19 protein-coding genes are annotated in these 18,549 nt (G+C 69.7%); 13 read left to right on the top strand and 6 right to left on the bottom strand.

Going from position 1 to position 18,549, the window contains the following annotated elements:
- Nucleotides 1–28: 28 nt before the first annotated feature.
- Nucleotides 29–538: a MarR family winged helix-turn-helix transcriptional regulator gene (locus HNP84_RS02425; protein ID WP_312923456.1), complete on the top strand. Its 510-nt coding sequence runs from the start codon at nucleotides 29–31 to the stop codon at nucleotides 536–538.
- Here the strand turns inward: HNP84_RS02425 and HNP84_RS02420 are convergent.
- Both HNP84_RS02420 and HNP84_RS02415 read right to left on the bottom strand, forming a co-directional pair.
- Entirely contained in the window at nucleotides 519–2,156 is a 1,638-nt protein-coding gene (locus tag HNP84_RS02420; protein WP_185047628.1) for a long-chain fatty acid--CoA ligase, read from the bottom strand. The genes HNP84_RS02425 and HNP84_RS02420 overlap by 20 nt on opposite strands.
- A gap of 82 nt (nucleotides 2,157–2,238) precedes the next feature.
- Complete coding sequence (locus tag HNP84_RS02415) at nucleotides 2,239–2,952, bottom strand: SigE family RNA polymerase sigma factor (protein WP_312923570.1); 714 nt, start codon at nucleotides 2,950–2,952, stop codon at nucleotides 2,239–2,241.
- A 385-nt stretch (nucleotides 2,953–3,337) separates the two neighbouring features.
- Here HNP84_RS02415 and HNP84_RS02410 point away from each other — a divergent pair, with 385 nt between their 5' ends.
- The gene (locus tag HNP84_RS02410) at nucleotides 3,338–4,369 is read left to right on the top strand and encodes a hypothetical protein (RefSeq protein WP_185047627.1); all 1,032 of its coding nucleotides are present in this window, start codon (nucleotides 3,338–3,340) and stop codon (nucleotides 4,367–4,369) included.
- 8 nt (nucleotides 4,370–4,377) lie between these two features.
- Nucleotides 4,378–5,220 (top strand): MauE/DoxX family redox-associated membrane protein, encoded by an 843-nt coding sequence (locus HNP84_RS02405; protein WP_185047626.1) that lies wholly within the window; start codon nucleotides 4,378–4,380, stop codon nucleotides 5,218–5,220.
- A 1,063-nt stretch (nucleotides 5,221–6,283) separates the two neighbouring features.
- Here HNP84_RS02405 and HNP84_RS02400 read toward each other — a convergent pair.
- Together HNP84_RS02400 and rplK are read right to left on the bottom strand one after the other, a co-directional pair.
- Complete coding sequence (locus tag HNP84_RS02400) at nucleotides 6,284–7,465, bottom strand: ATP-binding protein (protein ID WP_185047625.1); 1,182 nt, start codon at nucleotides 7,463–7,465, stop codon at nucleotides 6,284–6,286.
- A 375-nt stretch (nucleotides 7,466–7,840) separates the two neighbouring features.
- Complete coding sequence (gene rplK, locus HNP84_RS02395; RefSeq protein ID WP_185047624.1) at nucleotides 7,841–8,269, bottom strand: 50S ribosomal protein L11; 429 nt, start codon at nucleotides 8,267–8,269, stop codon at nucleotides 7,841–7,843.
- 44 nt (nucleotides 8,270–8,313) lie between these two features.
- On the opposite strand from rplK, the gene HNP84_RS02390 reads away from it, so the two are divergent.
- From HNP84_RS02390 to HNP84_RS52480, 3 genes are all read left to right on the top strand, one after another.
- Entirely contained in the window at nucleotides 8,314–9,237 is a 924-nt protein-coding gene (locus tag HNP84_RS02390; protein WP_185047623.1) for a helix-turn-helix domain-containing protein, read from the top strand.
- Nucleotides 9,238–9,325: 88 nt separating this feature from the next.
- A complete protein-coding gene (locus HNP84_RS55825) occupies nucleotides 9,326–10,036 on the top strand; it encodes a M15 family metallopeptidase (RefSeq protein ID WP_312923452.1) in 711 nt (236 codons plus the stop codon).
- A 125-nt stretch (nucleotides 10,037–10,161) separates the two neighbouring features.
- Nucleotides 10,162–10,431 (top strand): ankyrin repeat domain-containing protein, encoded by a 270-nt coding sequence (locus tag HNP84_RS52480; RefSeq protein ID WP_246517707.1) that lies wholly within the window; start codon nucleotides 10,162–10,164, stop codon nucleotides 10,429–10,431.
- Nucleotides 10,432–10,477: 46 nt separating this feature from the next.
- On the opposite strand, the gene HNP84_RS50935 is transcribed toward HNP84_RS52480, so the two are convergent.
- Nucleotides 10,478–11,662 carry an HNH endonuclease gene (locus HNP84_RS50935; RefSeq protein WP_221335741.1) on the bottom strand — a complete coding sequence of 395 codons (1,185 nt, stop codon included), beginning with the start codon at nucleotides 11,660–11,662 and terminating at the stop codon, nucleotides 10,478–10,480.
- A 470-nt stretch (nucleotides 11,663–12,132) separates the two neighbouring features.
- Between HNP84_RS50935 and HNP84_RS02370 the strand changes: the two genes are divergently transcribed.
- From HNP84_RS02370 to HNP84_RS02345, 6 genes are all read left to right on the top strand, one after another.
- Nucleotides 12,133–13,320 carry a helix-turn-helix domain-containing protein gene (locus tag HNP84_RS02370; RefSeq protein WP_185047620.1) on the top strand — a complete coding sequence of 396 codons (1,188 nt, stop codon included), beginning with the start codon at nucleotides 12,133–12,135 and terminating at the stop codon, nucleotides 13,318–13,320.
- A 275-nt stretch (nucleotides 13,321–13,595) separates the two neighbouring features.
- The gene (locus tag HNP84_RS02365) at nucleotides 13,596–13,997 is read left to right on the top strand and encodes an ATP-binding protein (RefSeq protein ID WP_185047619.1); all 402 of its coding nucleotides are present in this window, start codon (nucleotides 13,596–13,598) and stop codon (nucleotides 13,995–13,997) included.
- Nucleotides 13,994–14,263, top strand: a complete 270-nt coding sequence (locus tag HNP84_RS02360) for a hypothetical protein (protein WP_185047618.1) — start codon at nucleotides 13,994–13,996, stop codon at nucleotides 14,261–14,263. The genes HNP84_RS02365 and HNP84_RS02360 overlap by 4 nt, the downstream gene beginning before the upstream one ends.
- A gap of 344 nt (nucleotides 14,264–14,607) precedes the next feature.
- A complete protein-coding gene (locus HNP84_RS02355; RefSeq protein WP_185047617.1) occupies nucleotides 14,608–15,201 on the top strand; it encodes a hypothetical protein in 594 nt (197 codons plus the stop codon).
- Entirely contained in the window at nucleotides 15,198–15,767 is a 570-nt protein-coding gene (locus HNP84_RS02350; RefSeq protein ID WP_185047616.1) for a hypothetical protein, read from the top strand. The genes HNP84_RS02355 and HNP84_RS02350 overlap by 4 nt, the downstream gene beginning before the upstream one ends.
- Entirely contained in the window at nucleotides 15,764–16,333 is a 570-nt protein-coding gene (locus HNP84_RS02345; protein ID WP_185047615.1) for a hypothetical protein, read from the top strand. The genes HNP84_RS02350 and HNP84_RS02345 overlap by 4 nt, the downstream gene beginning before the upstream one ends.
- On the opposite strand, the gene HNP84_RS02340 is transcribed toward HNP84_RS02345, so the two are convergent.
- Nucleotides 16,266–17,537 (bottom strand): hypothetical protein, encoded by a 1,272-nt coding sequence (locus HNP84_RS02340; protein WP_185047614.1) that lies wholly within the window; start codon nucleotides 17,535–17,537, stop codon nucleotides 16,266–16,268. The two genes, HNP84_RS02345 and HNP84_RS02340, sit on opposite strands and share 68 nt — an antisense overlap.
- A 45-nt stretch (nucleotides 17,538–17,582) precedes the next feature.
- Here HNP84_RS02340 and HNP84_RS02335 point away from each other — a divergent pair, with 45 nt between their 5' ends.
- Nucleotides 17,583–18,452 (top strand): NUDIX hydrolase, encoded by an 870-nt coding sequence (locus tag HNP84_RS02335; protein WP_185047613.1) that lies wholly within the window; start codon nucleotides 17,583–17,585, stop codon nucleotides 18,450–18,452.
- Nucleotides 18,453–18,549 lie beyond the last annotated feature (97 nt).

Raw genomic sequence — 18,549 nt, 5'->3', positions numbered from 1 at the left:
GTCAACTAACGTCATCTAGACTGTGAACGTGATCCCCTTTAACGACCCGCGACTGACCGCCATCGGTCTGCTGAGCGAGGTGCACGCGGGTCTGACCGCGAAGACGACTCCGGCCCTGGTCGCAGCGGGGATGTCGGAGATCGACTTCGAGACGCTGCTGCGGCTGGCCCGGTCGCCGCATCGCAGGCTGCGCATGAGCGATCTCGCCGCGCAGACGAACCTGTCCACGAGCGGGGTGACCCGGGTCGTGGACAGATTGGAACGTGACGACCTGGTACGCCGCCAGGCGTGTCCCACCGACCGCCGCGCCTCGTACGCGGTGCTGACCGACGCCGGCGCGGCCCGGCTCGAAGGCGTGCTGCCCACGCACATCGCGGACATCGAACAGTGGTTCACCGGCCTGCTCACGCCCCAGCAGCTCGACCAGTTGCTGGAAGCACTGCGGATCATCCGCGACGTCGTACGCCCGTCCGCCACCGCGGGCGCCGAGCACGTGGAGCGTACGGAGGAAGAAGTGGCTACGGGCGCAGGCGGATGACCGTCAGCTCGCCCTCCCCCGCCATGACCCGCAGCACCCGCTTGGCGAACTTGCCGACCGACGTCTTGGGCACTTCGTCCACGAACGCCCACTGGTCCGGCAGTTGCCACGCCGCGACCCGGCCCTCCAGGTAGGCCCGCAGCCTCGCCGCGCCCTCCCGGTCCCTGCTCGTCTTGCCGTCCACGACCACGCACGCGAGCGGACGCTCGCCCCACCGCTCGTCCGCCACGCCGATCACCGCCGCCTCCACGACGTCCGGGTGGCCCATGAGCAGGTTCTCCAGCTCGACCGAGGAGATCCACTCCCCGCCGGACTTGATCACGTCCTTGGCGCGGTCGGTGAGCGTGACGAAGCCCCGATCGTCCAGCCGCCCCACGTCGCCGGTGCGCAGCCAGCCGTCGTGGAAGCGCTCGGTGTCCTCATCGCGGTAGTACGACGCGGTCACCCACGGCCCCCGCACCTCCAGCTCGCCGACCGAGACGCCGTCGTTCGGCAGCGGGCTGTCGCCGTCGCCGACGATCCGCGCCTCGACGCCGGCCAGTATCCGCCCCTGCGTCGTCCGGTACGCCCACGGGTCGGCCGCCTCCTGCGGCGGGTGGGCCATCGAGGCGAGTGGGGAGGTCTCCGTCATTCCCCACGCCTGCACCACATTGACCCCGAACTCGGTCTCAAGCGCCCGCATCAGCGCTTCCGGTACGGCCGAGCCGCCGCACGGCACCAGGCGCAACGAGGACAGATCGGGCCGGTGCTCCCGGGCGTACCGCAGCAGATCCCCCCAGATCGTCGGCACCGCGCCCGCGACGGTGGGCCGTTCCTCCTCGATCACCCGGGCCAGGTGCGGCGCCTGGAGGAACCGGTCGGGCATGATCAGCGACGCGCCCGCGAGCAGCGCGGCGTACGGCAAGCCCCACGCGTTGGCGTGGAACATCGGGACGATCGGCAGCACCCGGTCATTCGCCGACAAACCCATCGCGTTCCCGGTGCAGACGGACATGGAGTGCAGGTACGTCGACCGGTGGCTGTAGACGACGCCCTTCGGGTTGCCGGTCGTGCCGCTGGTGTAGCACATGGCCGCCGCGGTGTTCTCATCCAGCTCGGGCCAGTCGAACGCGGCGTCCGGCGCCCCGGCGAGCAGCGCGTGGTAGTCGTGCACCTCCACACCGGCCGCGGCCGCGTCCAGCGCGTCGCCGGCCTCCCCCACCACGATCAGATGCTTGACGGTCTTGAGCTGCGGCAGCAACGGGCCGAGCACCGGCAGCAGCGTGGCGTCGGCGATCACCACCTCGTCCTCGGCGTGCGCGGCGATGTAGATCAGTTGCTCGGGGTACAGCCGGATGTTCAGCGTGTGCAGCACCGCCCCCATCGACGGCACCGCGAGGTACGCCGCCAGGTGCTCGGCGTTGTTCCACATGAAGGTCGCGACGCGCTGGTCGCCCGTGACACCGAGATCGCGCAGCGCGTACGCCAGCCGCTCCGCGTCCCGCCGCAGCTCGCGGTACGACTGCCGCCGGAAACCGGAGCCGGTGTAGGTGATCACTTCGTGGCCGGGGAACAGCCCGGTGCCGTGCCGCATGATCGCGGTGATGGTGAGGGGGAAGTCCGGCATCGTGGGGAGCATCGGCTACACCTCCGGTATCCGAGTCTCACCCGGGAATGCCGTATGGACAATACGACGGTTGTCCACAGGCTGTGGACAACCGTCAGCCACGGACGCGGGGCGCGGCGGCGCCGCTCAGATCGGCGTCCACGCGTACGCCCTCGGGGGATTCGGCAGGCAGCCGTACGCCCTCGGGGGATGCGGTGGCCAACCGTACGCCCTCGGCGGCATCGGCGGCCAACCGCACGTTTTCGGAGGATTCGTCCGGCGTACGCTGCTCCGGCACGGGCGGGATCTGCTCGGGGATCGTCGCCGTCGCCGGCTTGGACGGCCCCGGGACGATGAGGTCGCCGCGCAGCTTGGCCATGGCCCGCGAAACCGTGCTCTTGACCGTCCCCACGCTGATCCCCAGCGTCTTGGCGATCTCCGGCTCGGTCATGTCCTCGTAGTAGCGCAGCACGATGGCGGCGCGCATGCGGTCGGGCAGCCGGTCGAGCGCCTCCTCCAGCCGCTCGTGGATCGGCTCGTTGCCCGGGGCGACGTGGGCCGGGGGCTCGGGCAGCTCCTCCGACGGGTACTCCTCCAGCTTGCGCCGCCGCCACCAGGAGATGTTGATGTTGACCATGGCGCGCCGCACGTACCCGTCGAGCGCGGCCCGGTCCTGAATCCGGTCCCAGGCCAGGTACGTCTTGGCCAGCGCGGACTGCAGCAGGTCCTCGGCGTCCGCGGGATGACCCGTCAACTGGTACGCGGTGCGGAGCAGGGCGGGCCCCCGTGTCTTGACATATGCGCGGAACTCATCACAGTCCAGGTCCATCGCGATCACCGAGTCATGAGGGGTCTGTTCGTGCGCTTCGCGGCGCGCCCGTTCGGCTCCCCGCCAGAGCACTCCTAGTGGCCAGAATCGCAGCCGCACGCCATAATTCGGCTGATCCGGAATCCAGGTTTCGTCCCACCGACGGCAAAGAAGACGCAAGCTCGGTGGCGGCGGGACCGACGGGCCGCCCTCCCCGTCCGCGGTCACCCCCACGCGGCGATTTCGGTCCAGACGGCTGGAAACCGGTAGACACCGCTTGTACCAGGGATGTGTATTTTGCTACCACCTCCACCTGCTGGGGCAATTTTCGGGGAATACCGGTGGGGGACGCCGGATCGCCATGTGAGGCTGTATGTCAGGAGCCACGCGACCTGATGGGAAGGCGATGACGTACCCGACCCCCGACCGGCGCCGCGTACTGGCGGCAGCCGCGCTTGGCCGAAATGCGCACACGTCCGGAGAGGTCGTCTCCGGCGGCGTCCATCGGCGCGGCGCGGCGCCTGCGTACGGTGACGCAGGCGTCAGCGCCGGCACGGACGAGGGCACGCGGGCGCACCCGGCGCCGGTGCGCGCGGTCGTCGGGGAGGTGCGGGACGTCAGCCCGCACCTGATCATCGTGGAGACCCCGGACGGTCACGAGGAACGCCTGGTCATCGCCCCGTGGGCGACCGCGTGGCGAGGCGCCAAGATCGCTCCGGCGGACCTGCCGCAGGGCGCCGGTGTGATCATCCGTACGCTGCGCGACGGCAAGGTGGCCGAGCAGATCTGGTCCGACATCACCCGGATCACCGGCACCATCCTGTCCATCGTGGCCGACGGCAAGGACCAGGTCGTCGAGCTGGACTGCGGCCCGCATCGGGGCCGGCGCAGCATCCGGATTCCCTACCGGGCCTCGGGACGCATCCAGGTGCGCCACCCGAAGTTCGAGCCCGGTTACCTGTTCGACGCGATCGGCGTGCGCGGTGAGCACGGCGCGATCGCGTACCTGCCCGCCACGTCGCAACCGGCCTACCGGGCCACCGCCGTGCCCTCACCCCCTCCTGTGTACGGCGGCGCGCAGTCCCGGCTCTCCGGAGCGGTCACCTGGGCGGACACCTTCGATGAAGAGGAGCACGGCGCGAGCTACCCGATGCTGGAGCGATCCGACACCGGGTGCGCCGACTCCGAGATCTCCTGCACCGGCCTCCCGTACCTTTCTCTGGGGTCGATGCTGACCATCAGGAACGTCTGCGCCGACCGCTCGGCGACGGTGCCCATCGTCGCCTGCGGCTGCCTGGCCGGACGTTTCTGTGATCGCTGCGTGGAATGTGACACGTCACCGCGGGGCAGGATCGCGGAGCTGTCACCGATCTCTTTCGTGGAACTAGGTGGGGACCTGACCAAGGGCTGCTTCAACGCCCTGGTCGGATTGGGGTGAGGGCACACGTGTTAGAGACCATCGCGTCGGCGCAGGTGTTCGTGCTGGCGCTGCTCCTGCTCATGGGCACCATCGCGAAGATCGCCACGGCCCGAGGCGCCGCCGAGCCCGGAGCGCTGGCCCGGCTCGGCCCGGCCGTACTGGTCGGCGAACGCTGGCGCGCCCCGGCCATGTACTGCTGCGCGGCGGGCGAACTGCTCCTGGCCCTCGGACTGATCTTCACCGAGCTGCCGATCTTCCGCTGGGCCACGATCGCCTTCTTCTCCATGGCAACGTACGTGCTGCTGGAACTGCGCCGCCGCCGGCCCGACGTGGGCTGCGGCTGCTTCGGCGAGGTGAGCGCCCGCCCGATCGGCCTGCGCTCGATCGGCCGCACGATCGCCCTGACCGGCATGGCGGTGGCCGCCACGTGGTCCCCGGCCTCGGTGCTGTCGCTGCTCATCCCCACGCCGGGCCTGTCGTGGACGCTGCTCGCCACAGGGGTCGGCGGCGCCCTGTTGCTCCTGGCCGCCCTGTCGCCGGAACTGGAGGAGACCATCGCCCGCCTCCGCTACCGCGCCCCCTGCGAGCAGCGCCCCTTCCCACCCGCGGCCGGCCTGGCCCGCCTCCGCGGCACGGCCGCATGGCGCGCGCACGCCCCGCTCCTGCTGTCGGAGCAGCCGACAGACATCTGGCGCGAACTGTGCTGGCGGTTCTTCTCCTTCCCCGGCCGCACCCCGGACGGCGAGATGGTGGACGTGGTGTTCGCGCTGTACCTGAGCGGACGCCGGCCGCCGGTACGGGTGGCCATGGTGACGGCGGACGGCGAGCCGGTGACGAATCTGGCGGAATCTATCCCGGTATCGGCCTGAAGCTAGATGCGCATATAAAACCCGATCGACGGCACGCGCGAGCCCGGGCGGGGCTGCCCGCACAGGCTCCCCGCGCCGGTGCTGCGCGCGTCGGTGCTGCGCGCGTCGGCGCCGCCCGCGCGGGGACTGCCCTCGCGCCCCCGGGCAGGGCTGCCCTCACAGGCTCCCCGCACCGGTGCCGCCCGCACCGGTGCCGCCCGCACCGGTGCCGCCCGCACCGGTGCCGCCCGCGCCGGTGCTGCGCGCACGGAGGGCTGCCCGAGCGGGCCCGGGCGAGGGCTGTCGGCACCGGTGCCAACCGCGCGGGGCCCAGCGGGAGGCTGCCCCACGCGGGCGGCCCGCGCGGCCCGTGGCCGTGAGCACGAGCCGCATCGGACACGATTTAGCTCTATACGGCTCTCTAGCTTCCCCTCTAGAAAGCCGTATAGAGGTCTATGACAGCGCTACGAGCACCAGGAGCGACCACACTCGCTCGCCCGCTGGCCGCCGGTAGGCGCCAGATATGTAGCAGAGAAGCTCCCGCAGGCGCCGCTCCGCCGACCGACCGGCAAACGCCAGGCCAAGCCGACCAGAGCCCGACCGCGGCCAGCTTGGCCGACCAGGTCCGGTGTGGCCGGACCAGCCCGACAGGGCCGGGACCAGCCGCGCCGGACCAGCCGACGCCAGCCGGACCAGCCGACGCCAGCCGGGACCAACTCGGCCGAGCCGACCGGTCTGGACCACCGGCCGAGCCGACCGGTCTGGATCAACTCGGCCGCGCCGGACCAGCCGCACAGCTTGGCCGGGCCAGCCAGGCGGAGCCCTGCCAGGCGGAGCCCTGCCAGGCGGAGCCCTGCCAGGCGGAGCCCCTGGAAGCGGAGACCCGCCAAACCAAGCCCCGCCCGACCAAGCCGAGCCAGGCCCAGCCAGGGCCCCAGCCGGAGCCGGAGACCCGCCAAGCCGGGCTGAGCAGAGCGCAGGCCGGAACCAGCCAGACCAGGCCATCGCCCAGGCCAGATCAGGCAAGGCCAGGCCAAGCCAGCCCAGACCCAGCCGAGCCATGCCGAGCTGAACTCAGCCCGCCCTAGACCGGCTGGGCCCGCAGGAACTTCCCGAAGTGGGGCACGGTGAACGCGATCAGCCCGCGTTCGGCGCTGTAGATGAGACCTTTCTTGATCAGACTGTCACGGGCCGGGGAAAGACTGGAGGGCTTACGGCCCAGCACCTCGGCGACCTCGGCGGTCGCCACCGGGTCGTCGCCGATGGAGGCCATGGCGTGCATGTAGTCGCGCTCGGCCGGGGTGGCGCGTTCGTACCGGCTGCCGAAGAAGCCGACCGCCAGCTCCTCCTCGGCCTCGGGCGCGGCCAGCTTCACGTCGTCCACCGTGATCGGGCTGCGCAGCGCGAGGTCCCAGGCCACCTTGCCGTAGGCCTGGACGAAGTACGGGTAGCCGTCGGCCGCCTCGTACAGGGCGTCGAGGGCCTCCTGGGTGAACTCGACGCCCTCGCGCTCGGCGGGGGCGATCAGGGCCAGGTCGGCCGCGGCGCGGTCGAGCCGGTCGATGCGGGCGTACCGGAACAACCGCTCGCTGTAGCTCTTGCTGGCGCTGAGCACGCTCGGCAGGTGCGGCAGGCCGGCGCCGACGACGATCAGCGGGCCGCCGCTCTGGGACAGCTCGTGGCAGGCCGCGCACAGCGCCGAGACGTCGGGCGGCTGGACGTCCTGCATCTCGTCGATGAACAGCGCGATGCCCACGCCGAGGTCGGTGGCCACGGAGGCGGCGTCGACGAACAGCTCGGTGAGGTCGATCTCCAGGTCGCCGGAGTCGGCGCGGCCGCGGCTGGCCGGCACGTCGATGCCCGGGGACCAGTGCGAGGTGCCCTTGGCCGCCGACGGGTCGCGCATGGCGAACGCCTTGAGCACGCCCAGGAACTCCTCGATGCGCTCGGGCGCGCGATGCCGGGGCGCCAGCTCCCGGACCGCCATGTGCAGCGCCGCCGCGACCGGGCGCCGGATCGACTGGTCGGGCCGGGCCTCGATCTTGCCGGTGCCCCACAGCCGCTGCATGGCCATCGACTTGAACGTGTTGAGCAGCACGGTCTTGCCGACGCCGCGCAGCCCGGTGAGCACCATGCTGCGCTCGGGCCGCCCGCGGGCGACCCGCTCCAGCACGACCTCGAACTGCTGCAGCTCACGATCACGGCCGGCGAGCTCGGGAGGCCGCTGCCCGGCACCGGGGGCATAGGGGTTGCGCACGGGGTCCACGCTCTCGGACTTTATGACGGGGTATAGCGGCCGTCGTAGATTTCCGTAGAAATAGCTACGGCGTGTCGCCTTCTTCCGAAACTCCTCCCGCCGGGTGGCTCCCGGCGGGGCAAGCGAGGGGGCCACGGGTCGAACGGGACCCCGCTCGGCCTCGCGAGGCGCGGGCACCACAGGGACGAATACCGTCCGCTCGGACGCGATCGCCGTCATGGCACACCCCTCACCAGGCCGTTTGTGGTCCGAACCCTTGTTCGATCCGACGCGTTCGACTGTAGCGCGGCATCGAACATGCGCGCGAGAGTTTCCGCAAAAAGCCCGGTTAAAGATCTTGCGCGCCCGGCAAGATCGGCATATATCCCCCTCCGGCCCCGCCCGTCAGCCCTCGATCCGCAGCCCCATCGACCGCGCCGTACCAGCGATGATCTTCTCGGCCTGGTCCAGGTCGGCGGTGTTCAGGTCGGCCATCTTGCGCCGCGCGACCTCCCGCAGCCGCTCCCGCGTGATGGTCCCCGCCGCCGTGTGCCCCGGCCGCGCGCTCCCGCCCTGCAGCCCCGCCGCGTGTCGCAGCAGGGACGCCGTCGTGGGCTGCCTGGTCTCCAGCTCGAACGACCGGTCCTCGTACACGGTCAGGACGGCCGGCACCACGAACCCGCGCAACTCCTGCGTGGCCGCGTTGTACTGCTTGCAGAACTCCATCAGGTTGACGCCGAGCGGCCCCAGGTCCTTGCCCACCGTCGCCGGGCTGGCCTCCCCCGCCCGTACCTGCAACTTCACAACTCGGCTGATCTTCTTCTTCGTCGCCATGCCTGGGACGGTAAAGTCTCCCGTTACTGGAGGCTCAAGCGATTATGTACACGATCGGCCGGCTATCCGACCTGACCGGCCTGCCCGTCAAGACGATCAGGTTCTACAGCGACACCGGCGTGCTCCCCGAGCGCGAGCGCACGGCCGCCGGCTACCGCCTGTACGAGGACGAGGACCGCGTACGCCTGGAGGCCATCCGCGCCCTGCGGGAGATCGGCGTCGACCTGGCGACCATCAAGGCCCTCGGCGACCGCAACCTGCGCGAGGTGCTCGCGCTGCACCTGCGTACGGTCGAGACCCAGATCAAGTCACTGCAACGCACCCGCACCGTGCTCCGCGCCATCCTCGACCACGACGACCCCACGGACGAGGACCTGCACCGCCTCAACGCCCTGGGCCGCATGGGCGCCGCCGAGGTGGCCGCGCTGGTGGAGGACTTCGTGGACGACGTGACGGCCGGCAACCAGGCGGCCAGGGAGTGGATGCGCTGCCTGCGCGCCGCGATGGTCCCCGACCTCCCCGACGAGCCCACCGTCGCCCAGCTCGACGCCTGGCTGGAGCTCACCGCGCTGCTCTCGGACGACGACTTCCGGGCGCGGCTACGCGACCAGAGCGCCGCTTTCTGGTCCCAGTCCGACGATCTGAACCCGACGACGTGGCAGGCGGCGAACGCACGGATCATGGAGTACGCCCTGGCGGCCCTGGACGCCGGCATCCCGCCCGACTCCCCCGCCGCGGCCCCCGTACTGGAGCAGATCCTCACCACCCTGGCCGAGACGTACCACGTCCCTCTCGATGCCGCGTTCAGAAAGGGCATGCGCGACAACTACGACCAACACGACCAACGCGCCGAGCGCTACTGGGAGCTGATCGCCACCATCCAGGACGCCCCTTGGCCCCCCAAGGAGACCCTGGCGCACCGCTGGATCGGCGCCGCGCTCCGCCACCACGATCACGCAGAGAGGTGATCGCCTCACCGGTCGCATATGCTGACGTATGGCCTCACGAGGAAGAACACCGAATCCGGCCCGGGCGCACACCGCCCGCAGGAGCGCTGTGACCCTCCTAGCGCTCGGATGCGCCACCACCGTGACCGCCTGCGCCCCCACACAGAGCGCCACCACCCAGACCACCCCAACGCCTGCCGTCACACCCACACCGACGGCGACGCCGACACCCAGCCCCACCCGCACGGGCCCGCCCGCCTTCACCTCCAAGGTGTCCAAGGTCACCCGAGACCAGCTCAGATACTCCTGGCGCCCCGGCTGCCCGGTGGGCCTCGACGACCTCAGGCTGGTCACGCTGACGTACTGGGGCTTCGACGACAAGGCCCACACCGGCGAACTGGTCGTCCATGAGGACGTCACCGACGACATCGAGTCGGTCTTCAAACGCCTGTACGCCTGGCGCTTCCCCATCTACAAGATGGAACTCGTCGACAAGTACAAGGGCGACGACTTCGACTCCATCGAGGCGAACAACACCTCCGCCTTCAACTGCCGCGCCGCCACGGGTTCGAGTAGCTGGTCCAAGCACGCGTACGGGCTGGCGATCGACATCAACCCGCGCGAGAACCCGTACGTGAGCGCCGACGGCTCAGTTGCCCACAAGAACGCCCGCAAGTTCGCCGACCGCCCGGTGGACGCCGCGGGCGTCATCAACCCCGGCGACCGCGTCGTGCGACTCTTCGCCTCGAAGGGCTGGGAATGGGGCGGCTACTGGTCGGGAACCAAGGACTACCAGCACTTCAGCAAGGGCGGCGGCTGATACCTGGGCCAATGTCACCGCCCTGGCCCTGAGTCACGGTTCGTCACTCGACAGCTCTCAACGTTCCCTGGTGCCTCGCACCGCCAATGTGCTGCCCTGCTCATAGGAGACCGCTCCGGCGGCACGTGGACGATGTCGACGCCGAGCACAACGGCCGTACCGCGCTCTGGGAGGCGGTTTTCGCCAACTGTCCCGACAACGCCCGTGCCCTCATCGCGGCCGGAGCCGATCCTTGGCGACCGATGATGGGCGGCTGGTTCGACGACTTCGCCCGGGTCAGCGCCATGACTGACTCCAGTCCCGAGGCGGTGGACCTCACCGAGGCGGAACTCGTCAGAGAGGTCTTGGCCGCTGAGCGCCAACGCCTTGCCAAGCGCGACTCTGGTAAGACCTAACCTCTACCTGCGCTCCAGTGACGACCTTCATCCCTCCTCGACGTCTTCACAGGACAGGCGAGAGCGATGCGGCGCCTCGGTACATGTCTCTGTGGTACGCCAGGTACTGCGGATCGATGTCGTGGCCGGCGATGATGCGCAAAGTGCCCCTCGGCGCGCCCGTGAGCCGGTCGATCACCGTGAGGTCGTTCTTGATGATGATCGCGCCCTGGTCGAAGAGCACGTGGTCGTTGGGGCAGAGGCACAAGAGGTTGCCCGCCACGTCGTGACCATCGTGCGGGCTGCCGAGCGGGCGGATGTGAGCTCCCTCGGCGTACTTGCCCTGGGGGAGCAGCAGCCGAGTTCCGCAGACCTGGCATGTGTAATCGTGCAAGGTCTTGATCAGCCGCGAGAGCGCGTTGTCCCGGATGATCCTCCTGACCGTGGTCGGGCGGCGGTCCGGAGTGCGAACATGCTGCGGCAGCGGAGGTGGCTCGTTGTCGACGTCCCCCAGGCCGACGCGCGTGAGCAGCGCGTTTTGGTCCTTGTCCTGGAAGTAGGTGCTCAAGAGGTATGCGATCGCCTGACACCGTACCGCCTCGTTCTCCGCCACCAGGTCGTACACCCACTCGCGTAGACCGGAAATCGGCTGGTTTCGGCGCATCCACCCTAGAAGGGCGCTGCCACTGGGCCGGGGCGGCTCCCGATGTTCAGGCAGAGTCCATAACTCGAAGTGCGTGAGCTTCAAGACCGGGTACTCGGGATTGGGCCTGTCGCCGTCCAAGCCGAATTCCCTGATGAGAGCACTGATCTCAGTATGGCTGACATCCCAGGGAGCGAGGCGTTTCTCTCGACGCGCGGCGCGGCCGAGGGCCCACAGCAGCGTAAGGGGCTGGTGCCGCTTGGATCGACCGTTTGAGACGGCAGTGTCAAGATTCCTGATCTTCTCAAGGAACACCTCGGCAGGCGACGCATCCCGTTGCCGAGTGACGAGGAACCCGAGGTGGCCGAGGATCCTGCCGACCGTTGCGGCCCCTCCAGAGAACTCCGATGGGCGAAGCGGACGACCGCTGACACCACGGTGTGCCACGCCGGCGATGGCCTTGGAGTCGTATCGACGCCCGTTGTGGACCACGAAGTAGTCGCGCGCCTCCCGGTAGCCATACCGCTCCAGGAAGGCATCGCGGCCCAACTGGTCGTACTCCTCGATGGCCTCTAAGACCATCTTGCGATCAAGGTCGGACAAAGCCATTGGATCATGATATGTCCGGAGACTGACAGTCTCGGGGGTACTTGGCAAACCGGATGGCTATGACAGCGGCCTTGGCGGGTTAGGGTCCGGCGTGGGGGTGCTTACCTCAGCGAAGTCACATTCGAGAGGTGGAACAGCGAGCGGTTACTCAAGCTCGGATCAGCGTTGGACTTCACGCTCGCCGATCGTGGCCCGACGCCGTTCATGCCCGTAGGGATACAGTAGAGAAAGCGCAGGTCAGAGGAAAATGCCTGGTGGATAAGAGTGCGCCGGCAGGATTCGAAATTGCGGCACTCGCTTAGGAGGGCGGCTGTCGTACGGGTGAGTTCCCGAGGGCTCCGCGTCCTTAATCTCGCTTCCGGCCACGGTTCCCGTCAGGTCATCACCGGGGCCTCCCAAGCGTTTGATGGCGATGCAAAGTCCTGCGTCATACCCTGACGTTGACGAGACGTTCAGGAAGGCCAGGGCCTATGTCCGAGGGCACCACCGGGCAAATGATCCGATTGCAGCGCGAACGGCGTGGAATGAGCACCACTGCGCTCGCCACGCGAACCGGCTGCACGAGCCGCCACATCGAACTCATCGAGCAGGGGAAGAGGACCCCGTCGCTTCCGATGCTTCGCGAGATCGCGAAGGTGCTCGGCGTACGCACTGCCGTTCTGCTCGGCGAGGCCCCGCGCGAGACCCACGAGCCCGGCAGACCGCAGATCAGCGGTATCGAGCGTGCCCTGTTCACCTACCGCGGCGTCTCGTCCGATTCCGAGCCGCCGGACGTCGAACAGTTGGCCGAGCGCATCGCCGCCGCCCGTGACGCCTGGTTCGGCTCGACTCGCCGTTACTCGATGCTGATGCAGGATCTGCCCCGCATCATCAGCGATGCGGAGACGGTGAGCCTGGCCGGCACGCGGAAGGGTTACCGGACCGCCGCGGACGCCTACATCCTTGCTCGCGGGGTGCTCAAACATCTGGGCCGCGTCGATCTCGCGCACCTGGCCGCCGACCGGGCGATGCGGTACGCGGAAGCGGCGGCTGACCCGCTGATGTTGGCATGGGCGCACTGGAACTGGGGCCAGGCGGCCTTGAGCGATGACATGCACACGATCGCGCGCGAGATCGGAGAGCGTGGCATCGCCATGTTCGAGCCCGCCGTGGGGGACGGCGACCAGCGGCACATCCGGGCCTTTGGTGCTTTGCACCTGCTCACCGCCGTCGCGGCTGCCCGGGGTGGCGATGACGACCAGGCGCGAGAGATCCTGCGCGGCAGGGCAAGGCAACTCGCCGACCGCGTGGACGCGTCTTCCGTCTACGATCCGGCCTTCTTCAGTCCAACGAATGTGGCGATCCACATGGCCGGTGTCGAGCATGACACCGGACACCCGGAGGCCGTGCTCACCGTCGCCGACGACATAGATGTCCAGACGACGCCGAGCCTGGAGCGCCGCACCACCCATCTGACACAGGTGGCACGCGCGTGCGAGGACCTGGGGGACGATGCCGCCAGCTTGGTCTACCTCATGCGCATCGAGCGGGAGTGTCCCGAGGAACTGGATCACAAGCCGTTGTTGCGTGAGATGGTTCACGCCCTCGCTCGTCGTGCTCGCCCTTCGTGGGCACCCGAAGTTCGCTTCCTTGCGCAGCGGCACAACATTCTCCTCTGACCGAACTCGGGGTTCGGTAGCCGTGAACCGGTAGTTCTTCGAGGGCTGTTCGGCTCACTTACTGTGAGTAGCCGTACGGTTCCACGCATGACTCCGCTGATTGACAACGAGTCCGATCCGGTCATGGAGCGGCTTGTTTCAGAGGCACGCGCCGAGTTCCCCGACTGGGCCTTTGCTCCCGTCCCGGCCGGGGGCTGGACGGCCAAGAGGGGTGGGCAGGGCGTGACTGCGCCGAGCCTCGCCGAGGTGCGGGCGCGGCTCAGGCGGAGGGCGTCATGCCGGTGAGCGTCAGCAGGTGTGAGTTCGCCGGTACGCCGCTCGCCGCCCGTGATGGACGCGAGTTCGTCGCCAAGACGCTGGCCGGCCACCCGCGAATCGACGACCTCGTACAGATCACCAGCGAGCTGATTGCCAACGCCGTACGTCACAGTCACTCCAAGCGTCCGGGCGGACGGGTGGCGGTGACCGTGGTGGAGGGGACCGACTTCGATGGCATTGCGTTCGCCGGGGTGAAAGTCACCGACGACGGCTCCGAGCAGCGGCCGTATGTCAAGCGCTGGCCGCGGGTGGAGGAGTCCGGGTATGGGCTCGCTCTCGTCGAGGAGTTGGCCGACCGGTGGGGGCACTACATCACCCGCGATCGGCGTACGGTGTGGGCTGCGGTGACGGTCTCATGAGCCCGGGACTGCTCGCGATGCCCCGCCCTCGGGCGGTCCCGCTGAGCTGTCAGGAAGCCCTGTACCTGCACCTCATCAGCGGGACGTGGCCGGGATGGATCATCACGCCGGGGCCAATGTGGTGGGCCGTCCGCCTCGATCCGCTGCCCCCGCGGCAGCGCGCCGCCGGGCTGCGGAACATCATCGGCCGGCCGGGCGCGGTGGAGCTGGTGATGGAGCTGCGCACCGAGGACCGGACCGCTCGCCGGGCGGCTGCCGCCCTCTGAGCCCCCGAAACGCCCCCATATGGACCGCGTGTCGTCTTCCGCGGCTGTGGGTGGCCGGCCCCGCCAGGGTCTTGAGGTGGCGCCTGGCGGGGCTCTTTCATGCCCTTTCACACATCCGGGTGCTCGACGGTCTCAGAGCGCTTGACCGCCGGGACAAAGGCCCACGCCTGTCCGGAGCCACGGACCCGCAGCCGCCCACCGCACCCCAGCCACGACGGACGTGAGGGGCCCGCCCGGTAGGGCGGGGGTGGCGGGTGGGTCAGCAGCCCGCACCACCACGCGGCCGCGCAAGGGCGCGCGGGTTTCTTGTCGGTGTGAGTGGGTGGGCGGTTACTATGCCGCGCGTGAGTCCTGCGGAGGGCGGTGGCTCGCGCCGGCGGTGGATCGTCGGTGCGGCTTTGACGCTGCTGCTCGCTGTCGGGGTCACGATCGTCTGGCGGGCGGGTGGGTTGGAGGCCGCGGCCGAGAAGGTCGATCGGATCGGGTTCGGGACGATCGTCGAAGGGCAGCGGTTCGCGCTTGATGTGCGCGGGGCGGCTTATGCCACCGTGGACCCGCTGCCCTCCTTTGGCGATCCGGAGCCGGGGCGGTTTCTGGTTCTCGACCTGAAGGTGGAGAACGTGTCGCGGCTGCCCGCGACCGTACGGGATCTGACCGCGTCGTTGTTCGTCCGGGTCGGCGGCTATGAGATGAATCGGTTCGGGGACATCAGCGGCGCCACCGTCGTACGGGATGGGCGGAGTTCGCGCTCGCAGCTTCATCCGGGGCTCGGGGAGTCGGTGCGGGTCGTCTACAAGGTGCCGGAGCGGGTGCCTGTGCCGGAGCGGGTGGACGTCAGGGTCCGGGACGAGGAGTACACGGGCGGGTTCGGGTCCGATCTGCCGGAGTGGCGGCCCGGGGAGGATCTGGCGGTCGTCTCGGGGCGGGTGCGGCGGTGACGCGGGTGTGGCGGGTCGTCGCGTGTGTGGGGCTGCTGGCGGTCATCGCCGTGGTGCAGCGGGTGGCGCCGGGGCCGGCCGAGCAGTACGCGCCGATCACGACGGCGGGCGGGCTGGGGAGCCAGGTGCGTACCGAGGAGTTCGTGGTACGGGCGGAGCGGGTGGCGTTCGCCCGGGCCGTGCAGTTCAAGGATGAGCTGGGGTTCGTGGGCGAGCCCATGACCACACCGGGGGTGTGGATGGTCGTCTGGGCGACCGCGGCGGCCACCTCCGAGGCGTTGCGACTGCAAGGCGTTGAGGTGGAGACGGCGGAGGGCAGTGTGTACGCCGCCAGTGACGCGCTCGGCACGCTGGACAAGGTGGAGCTTCAGCCGGGCATGCCGGTGCACGGGCCGCTGCTGTTCGAGGTGCCGCCGCAGGCCGTGGCGGGCGTGACGTTGAAGGTGTTCACGCAGGGGCAGCGTGGGCTGCGGTGGCTCGGCGGCGGCACGTCGATCGATCTGGGGGTGAAGGGGACGCCTGCCCCGGCGCCGGCGCTGGTGATCGGGGGGACGCGGGAGCTGTGAAGCGGAATCTGGCGTTCGCGCTCGGGCTGCTGCTGGTCCTGCCGGCGTTGGTGGCGTTGCGGGTGCTGCCGTGGCGGCACAAGTACGAGGTCTCCACGAAGACCGCCAGTGAGATCGTGACGGCCTCGGCCGGACGGGCGGCGGTGATGGCGGGCATGGAGTGGCGGCTGAAGAGCATCACCGAGGGGGTGCCGCAGCAAGGCGCCCGGCCGATCCCGCCGCGTACGAAGGTCGCCGTGGCCGTCTACTCCGTCAAGCCGGTCACCGCGCAGGCCGTGAAGTGGTTCGACGACCCCAAGGCGGGGCTCGCGTGTCCGGCCGTCGCCGTGGACGGGCTCGGGCGCAGGTGGAAGGCCACGATTCGGCGGGATCTGGTGCCGGAGGACGGGCAGCACGCGTACGGGTGCGTGATCGTCAAGGACCGCGACGAGAACGTGCCGCTGCCGCTGAACCAGGAGCGTACGATCCGGGCCGTCTTCGTCGTGCCGCAGGACGCGCTCAGGTCTCTTGGGCTTGAGGTGCGGGTGTCGACGTGGGAGCAGGGGCTGGTTCGGCTGAACCGGTAGACCCGCGGCGTACGGCGATGCGCTGGAGCGCCAGGTCGAAGGCCGCGGCCAGCAGGCACACCCGCAGCACCTCGAAGACCAGGGCGACGGGCAGGCCGGCGGCGCCGTTCCACATCTGCCACCACAGGATCTCGTGCGGGCCGATCAGCCTGGTCACGCCGAGGAAGGCGAGGTCGGCGAGTGCGTCGAGGGCGACGTACAGGGCGCAGAAGGTCAGGCAGAACACCGCGCCGGAGCCGAGGGCGAAGCGCAGGCCGTTGAGCAGCGGGACGTACTTGTCGCGGATGCCGCGCGACAGGAACTCCGTCGCCGTTTGCAGGTGTGCGGGCAGTTTGTTCCACAGGCCCGAGACGCGGCCCTCGACCTTGGTGCCCTCGATGACCTTTTCGTCGCGGGTGACGTCGGAGCTGTAGACGACGGCGGTGATCGCCAGCCACAGCAGCGGCAGGACCAGGCCGTCCTTGGGGTCGGGCAGGTACGGCGTGATCGCCTGCCACGCCTCGGTGACCTGCGCGGGGATGAGGCCGAGGGCCGCCTGCCAGGCCGCGCGGGTGCTCAGCCAGCCGGGGATCTCGCCGAGCCAGTTGCCGATCGAGATGATGCCGTAGAACATCCACAGGCATTCCAGGGAGCTGGTGGCCACGCCCAGCACCTTGAGCGGGCGGGCGGCGTACAGGCGCTCGACCGCGACCTTCAGCAGGAAGATGACCAGCGTGAGCACGACGATCAGGATGTTGATGTCGAAAAGGCGCAGCAGGGTCTCGGCCTCGGCCACGACGTCCTTCTCCTGGAGCGGGCCCAGCTCGACCGACAGTGAGTAGAAGCGCCTGACGTCGTCGGTGAACAGGCCCCATGCGCCGTAGAAGATCAGGAACGGCAGGAGCGTGTGGGAGAGGGCCTCGACGAGGCGGCGTTCACGCTCGTCCAGGGTGAGGACGGAGGTCTCGGTCACGAGCTCGCGGCGGCCGAGCGTGTTCAGCATCGCGATGTAGCCCATGAGCGTGAACAGCACCGCGAAGCTCAGCACGCCGAATCCCGCGTACGCCCGCCAGCCGGTCGGCTCGGCCACGTAGACGGCCAGGAGGATCACGGCGTCGTGGGCCAGCACCGCGAGGGCGTAGAAGAAGGCCAGGGGCAGGAAGAACCCGGCCGCCAGCCGCAAGGCGTCGTACGGCAGCCGTAACGGCGAGAGCGAGCCGTCCATCCCGGATGCATCGTAGCCAAGCCCTGGCTGCGGCAAGATGGATTCATGGCGGCCAAGGACGGCGACGGATGGGCCATGTGCGGGCGAGGGCACAGGCACTGGGGTCTGCACGGCGCCTCGGGCCTGCTCGCGGTGCACCATGACGACGACGGCACGCCGCACGTGCTGATGCAGAAGCGGTCCTGGTGGAGCCATCACGGCGGCACGTGGGGGCTGCCCGGCGGGGCGCGCGACAGTCACGAGGACGTCGTGGCCTCCGCGCTGCGCGAGGCGCGCGAGGAGGCGGCGCTCGGCGGCGAGGGGCTGCGCGTGCAGGGCGTCTACCTCGACGACCACGGCGGCTGGTCGTTCGGCACGGTCATCGCCGAGGCGCAGACGCTGCTGGACGCCGCGCCCGCCAACGCCGAGAGCGCCGAGATGCGGTGGATTCCGCTCGCCGAGGTGACCGAGCGCAGGCTGCACCCGGGGTTCGCGGAGACGTGGCCGGCCATCCGGCCGCTGCTGTGCCCGCTGGTGATCGTGCTCGACATGGCCAACATCGTGGGCGCGCGGGCGGAGCACGGGTGGTGGCGGGATCGGGCGGGGGCGGCGTCCCGCCTGCTCGCCGAGGTGAGCGCACTGGCGCGGTACGGCCTGCGCACCCCGCCCGAGCACATGGCGGCCCTCGATCCGTGGTATCCGCGTTTCGTGGCGGTCGTGGAGGGGGCCGCGCGCGACGCCGAGTCCCCTGACGGGGTGAGCGTGATCTCCGCCCCGCGGAGCGGGGACGACGCCATCGTGGCCGCGGTGCGCGACCGGCGGCCGTGGGAGCGGGTCCTGGTGGTGACGGCCGACCGGGAGCTGCGCGAGCGCGTGACCGCGGTGGGCCCGGCCGTCAGCGTCACCGGGCCCAGGTGGCTGCTGAGCCAGCTTTAGCGCCTTTATCCACAGGGGACGTGTGGGGCGCGCGGGTTATCCACAGGAACGGTCGGTTCCCGGACGGGCGGGACGAAGCTCTGTCAGGATGAGGCGC

This window comes from Thermocatellispora tengchongensis, assembly GCF_014202315.1.
GTDB classification, from domain to species: Bacteria; Actinomycetota; Actinomycetes; order Streptosporangiales; family Streptosporangiaceae; genus Thermocatellispora; species Thermocatellispora tengchongensis.
This window is presented reverse-complemented; position numbering and strand designations above follow the sequence as displayed.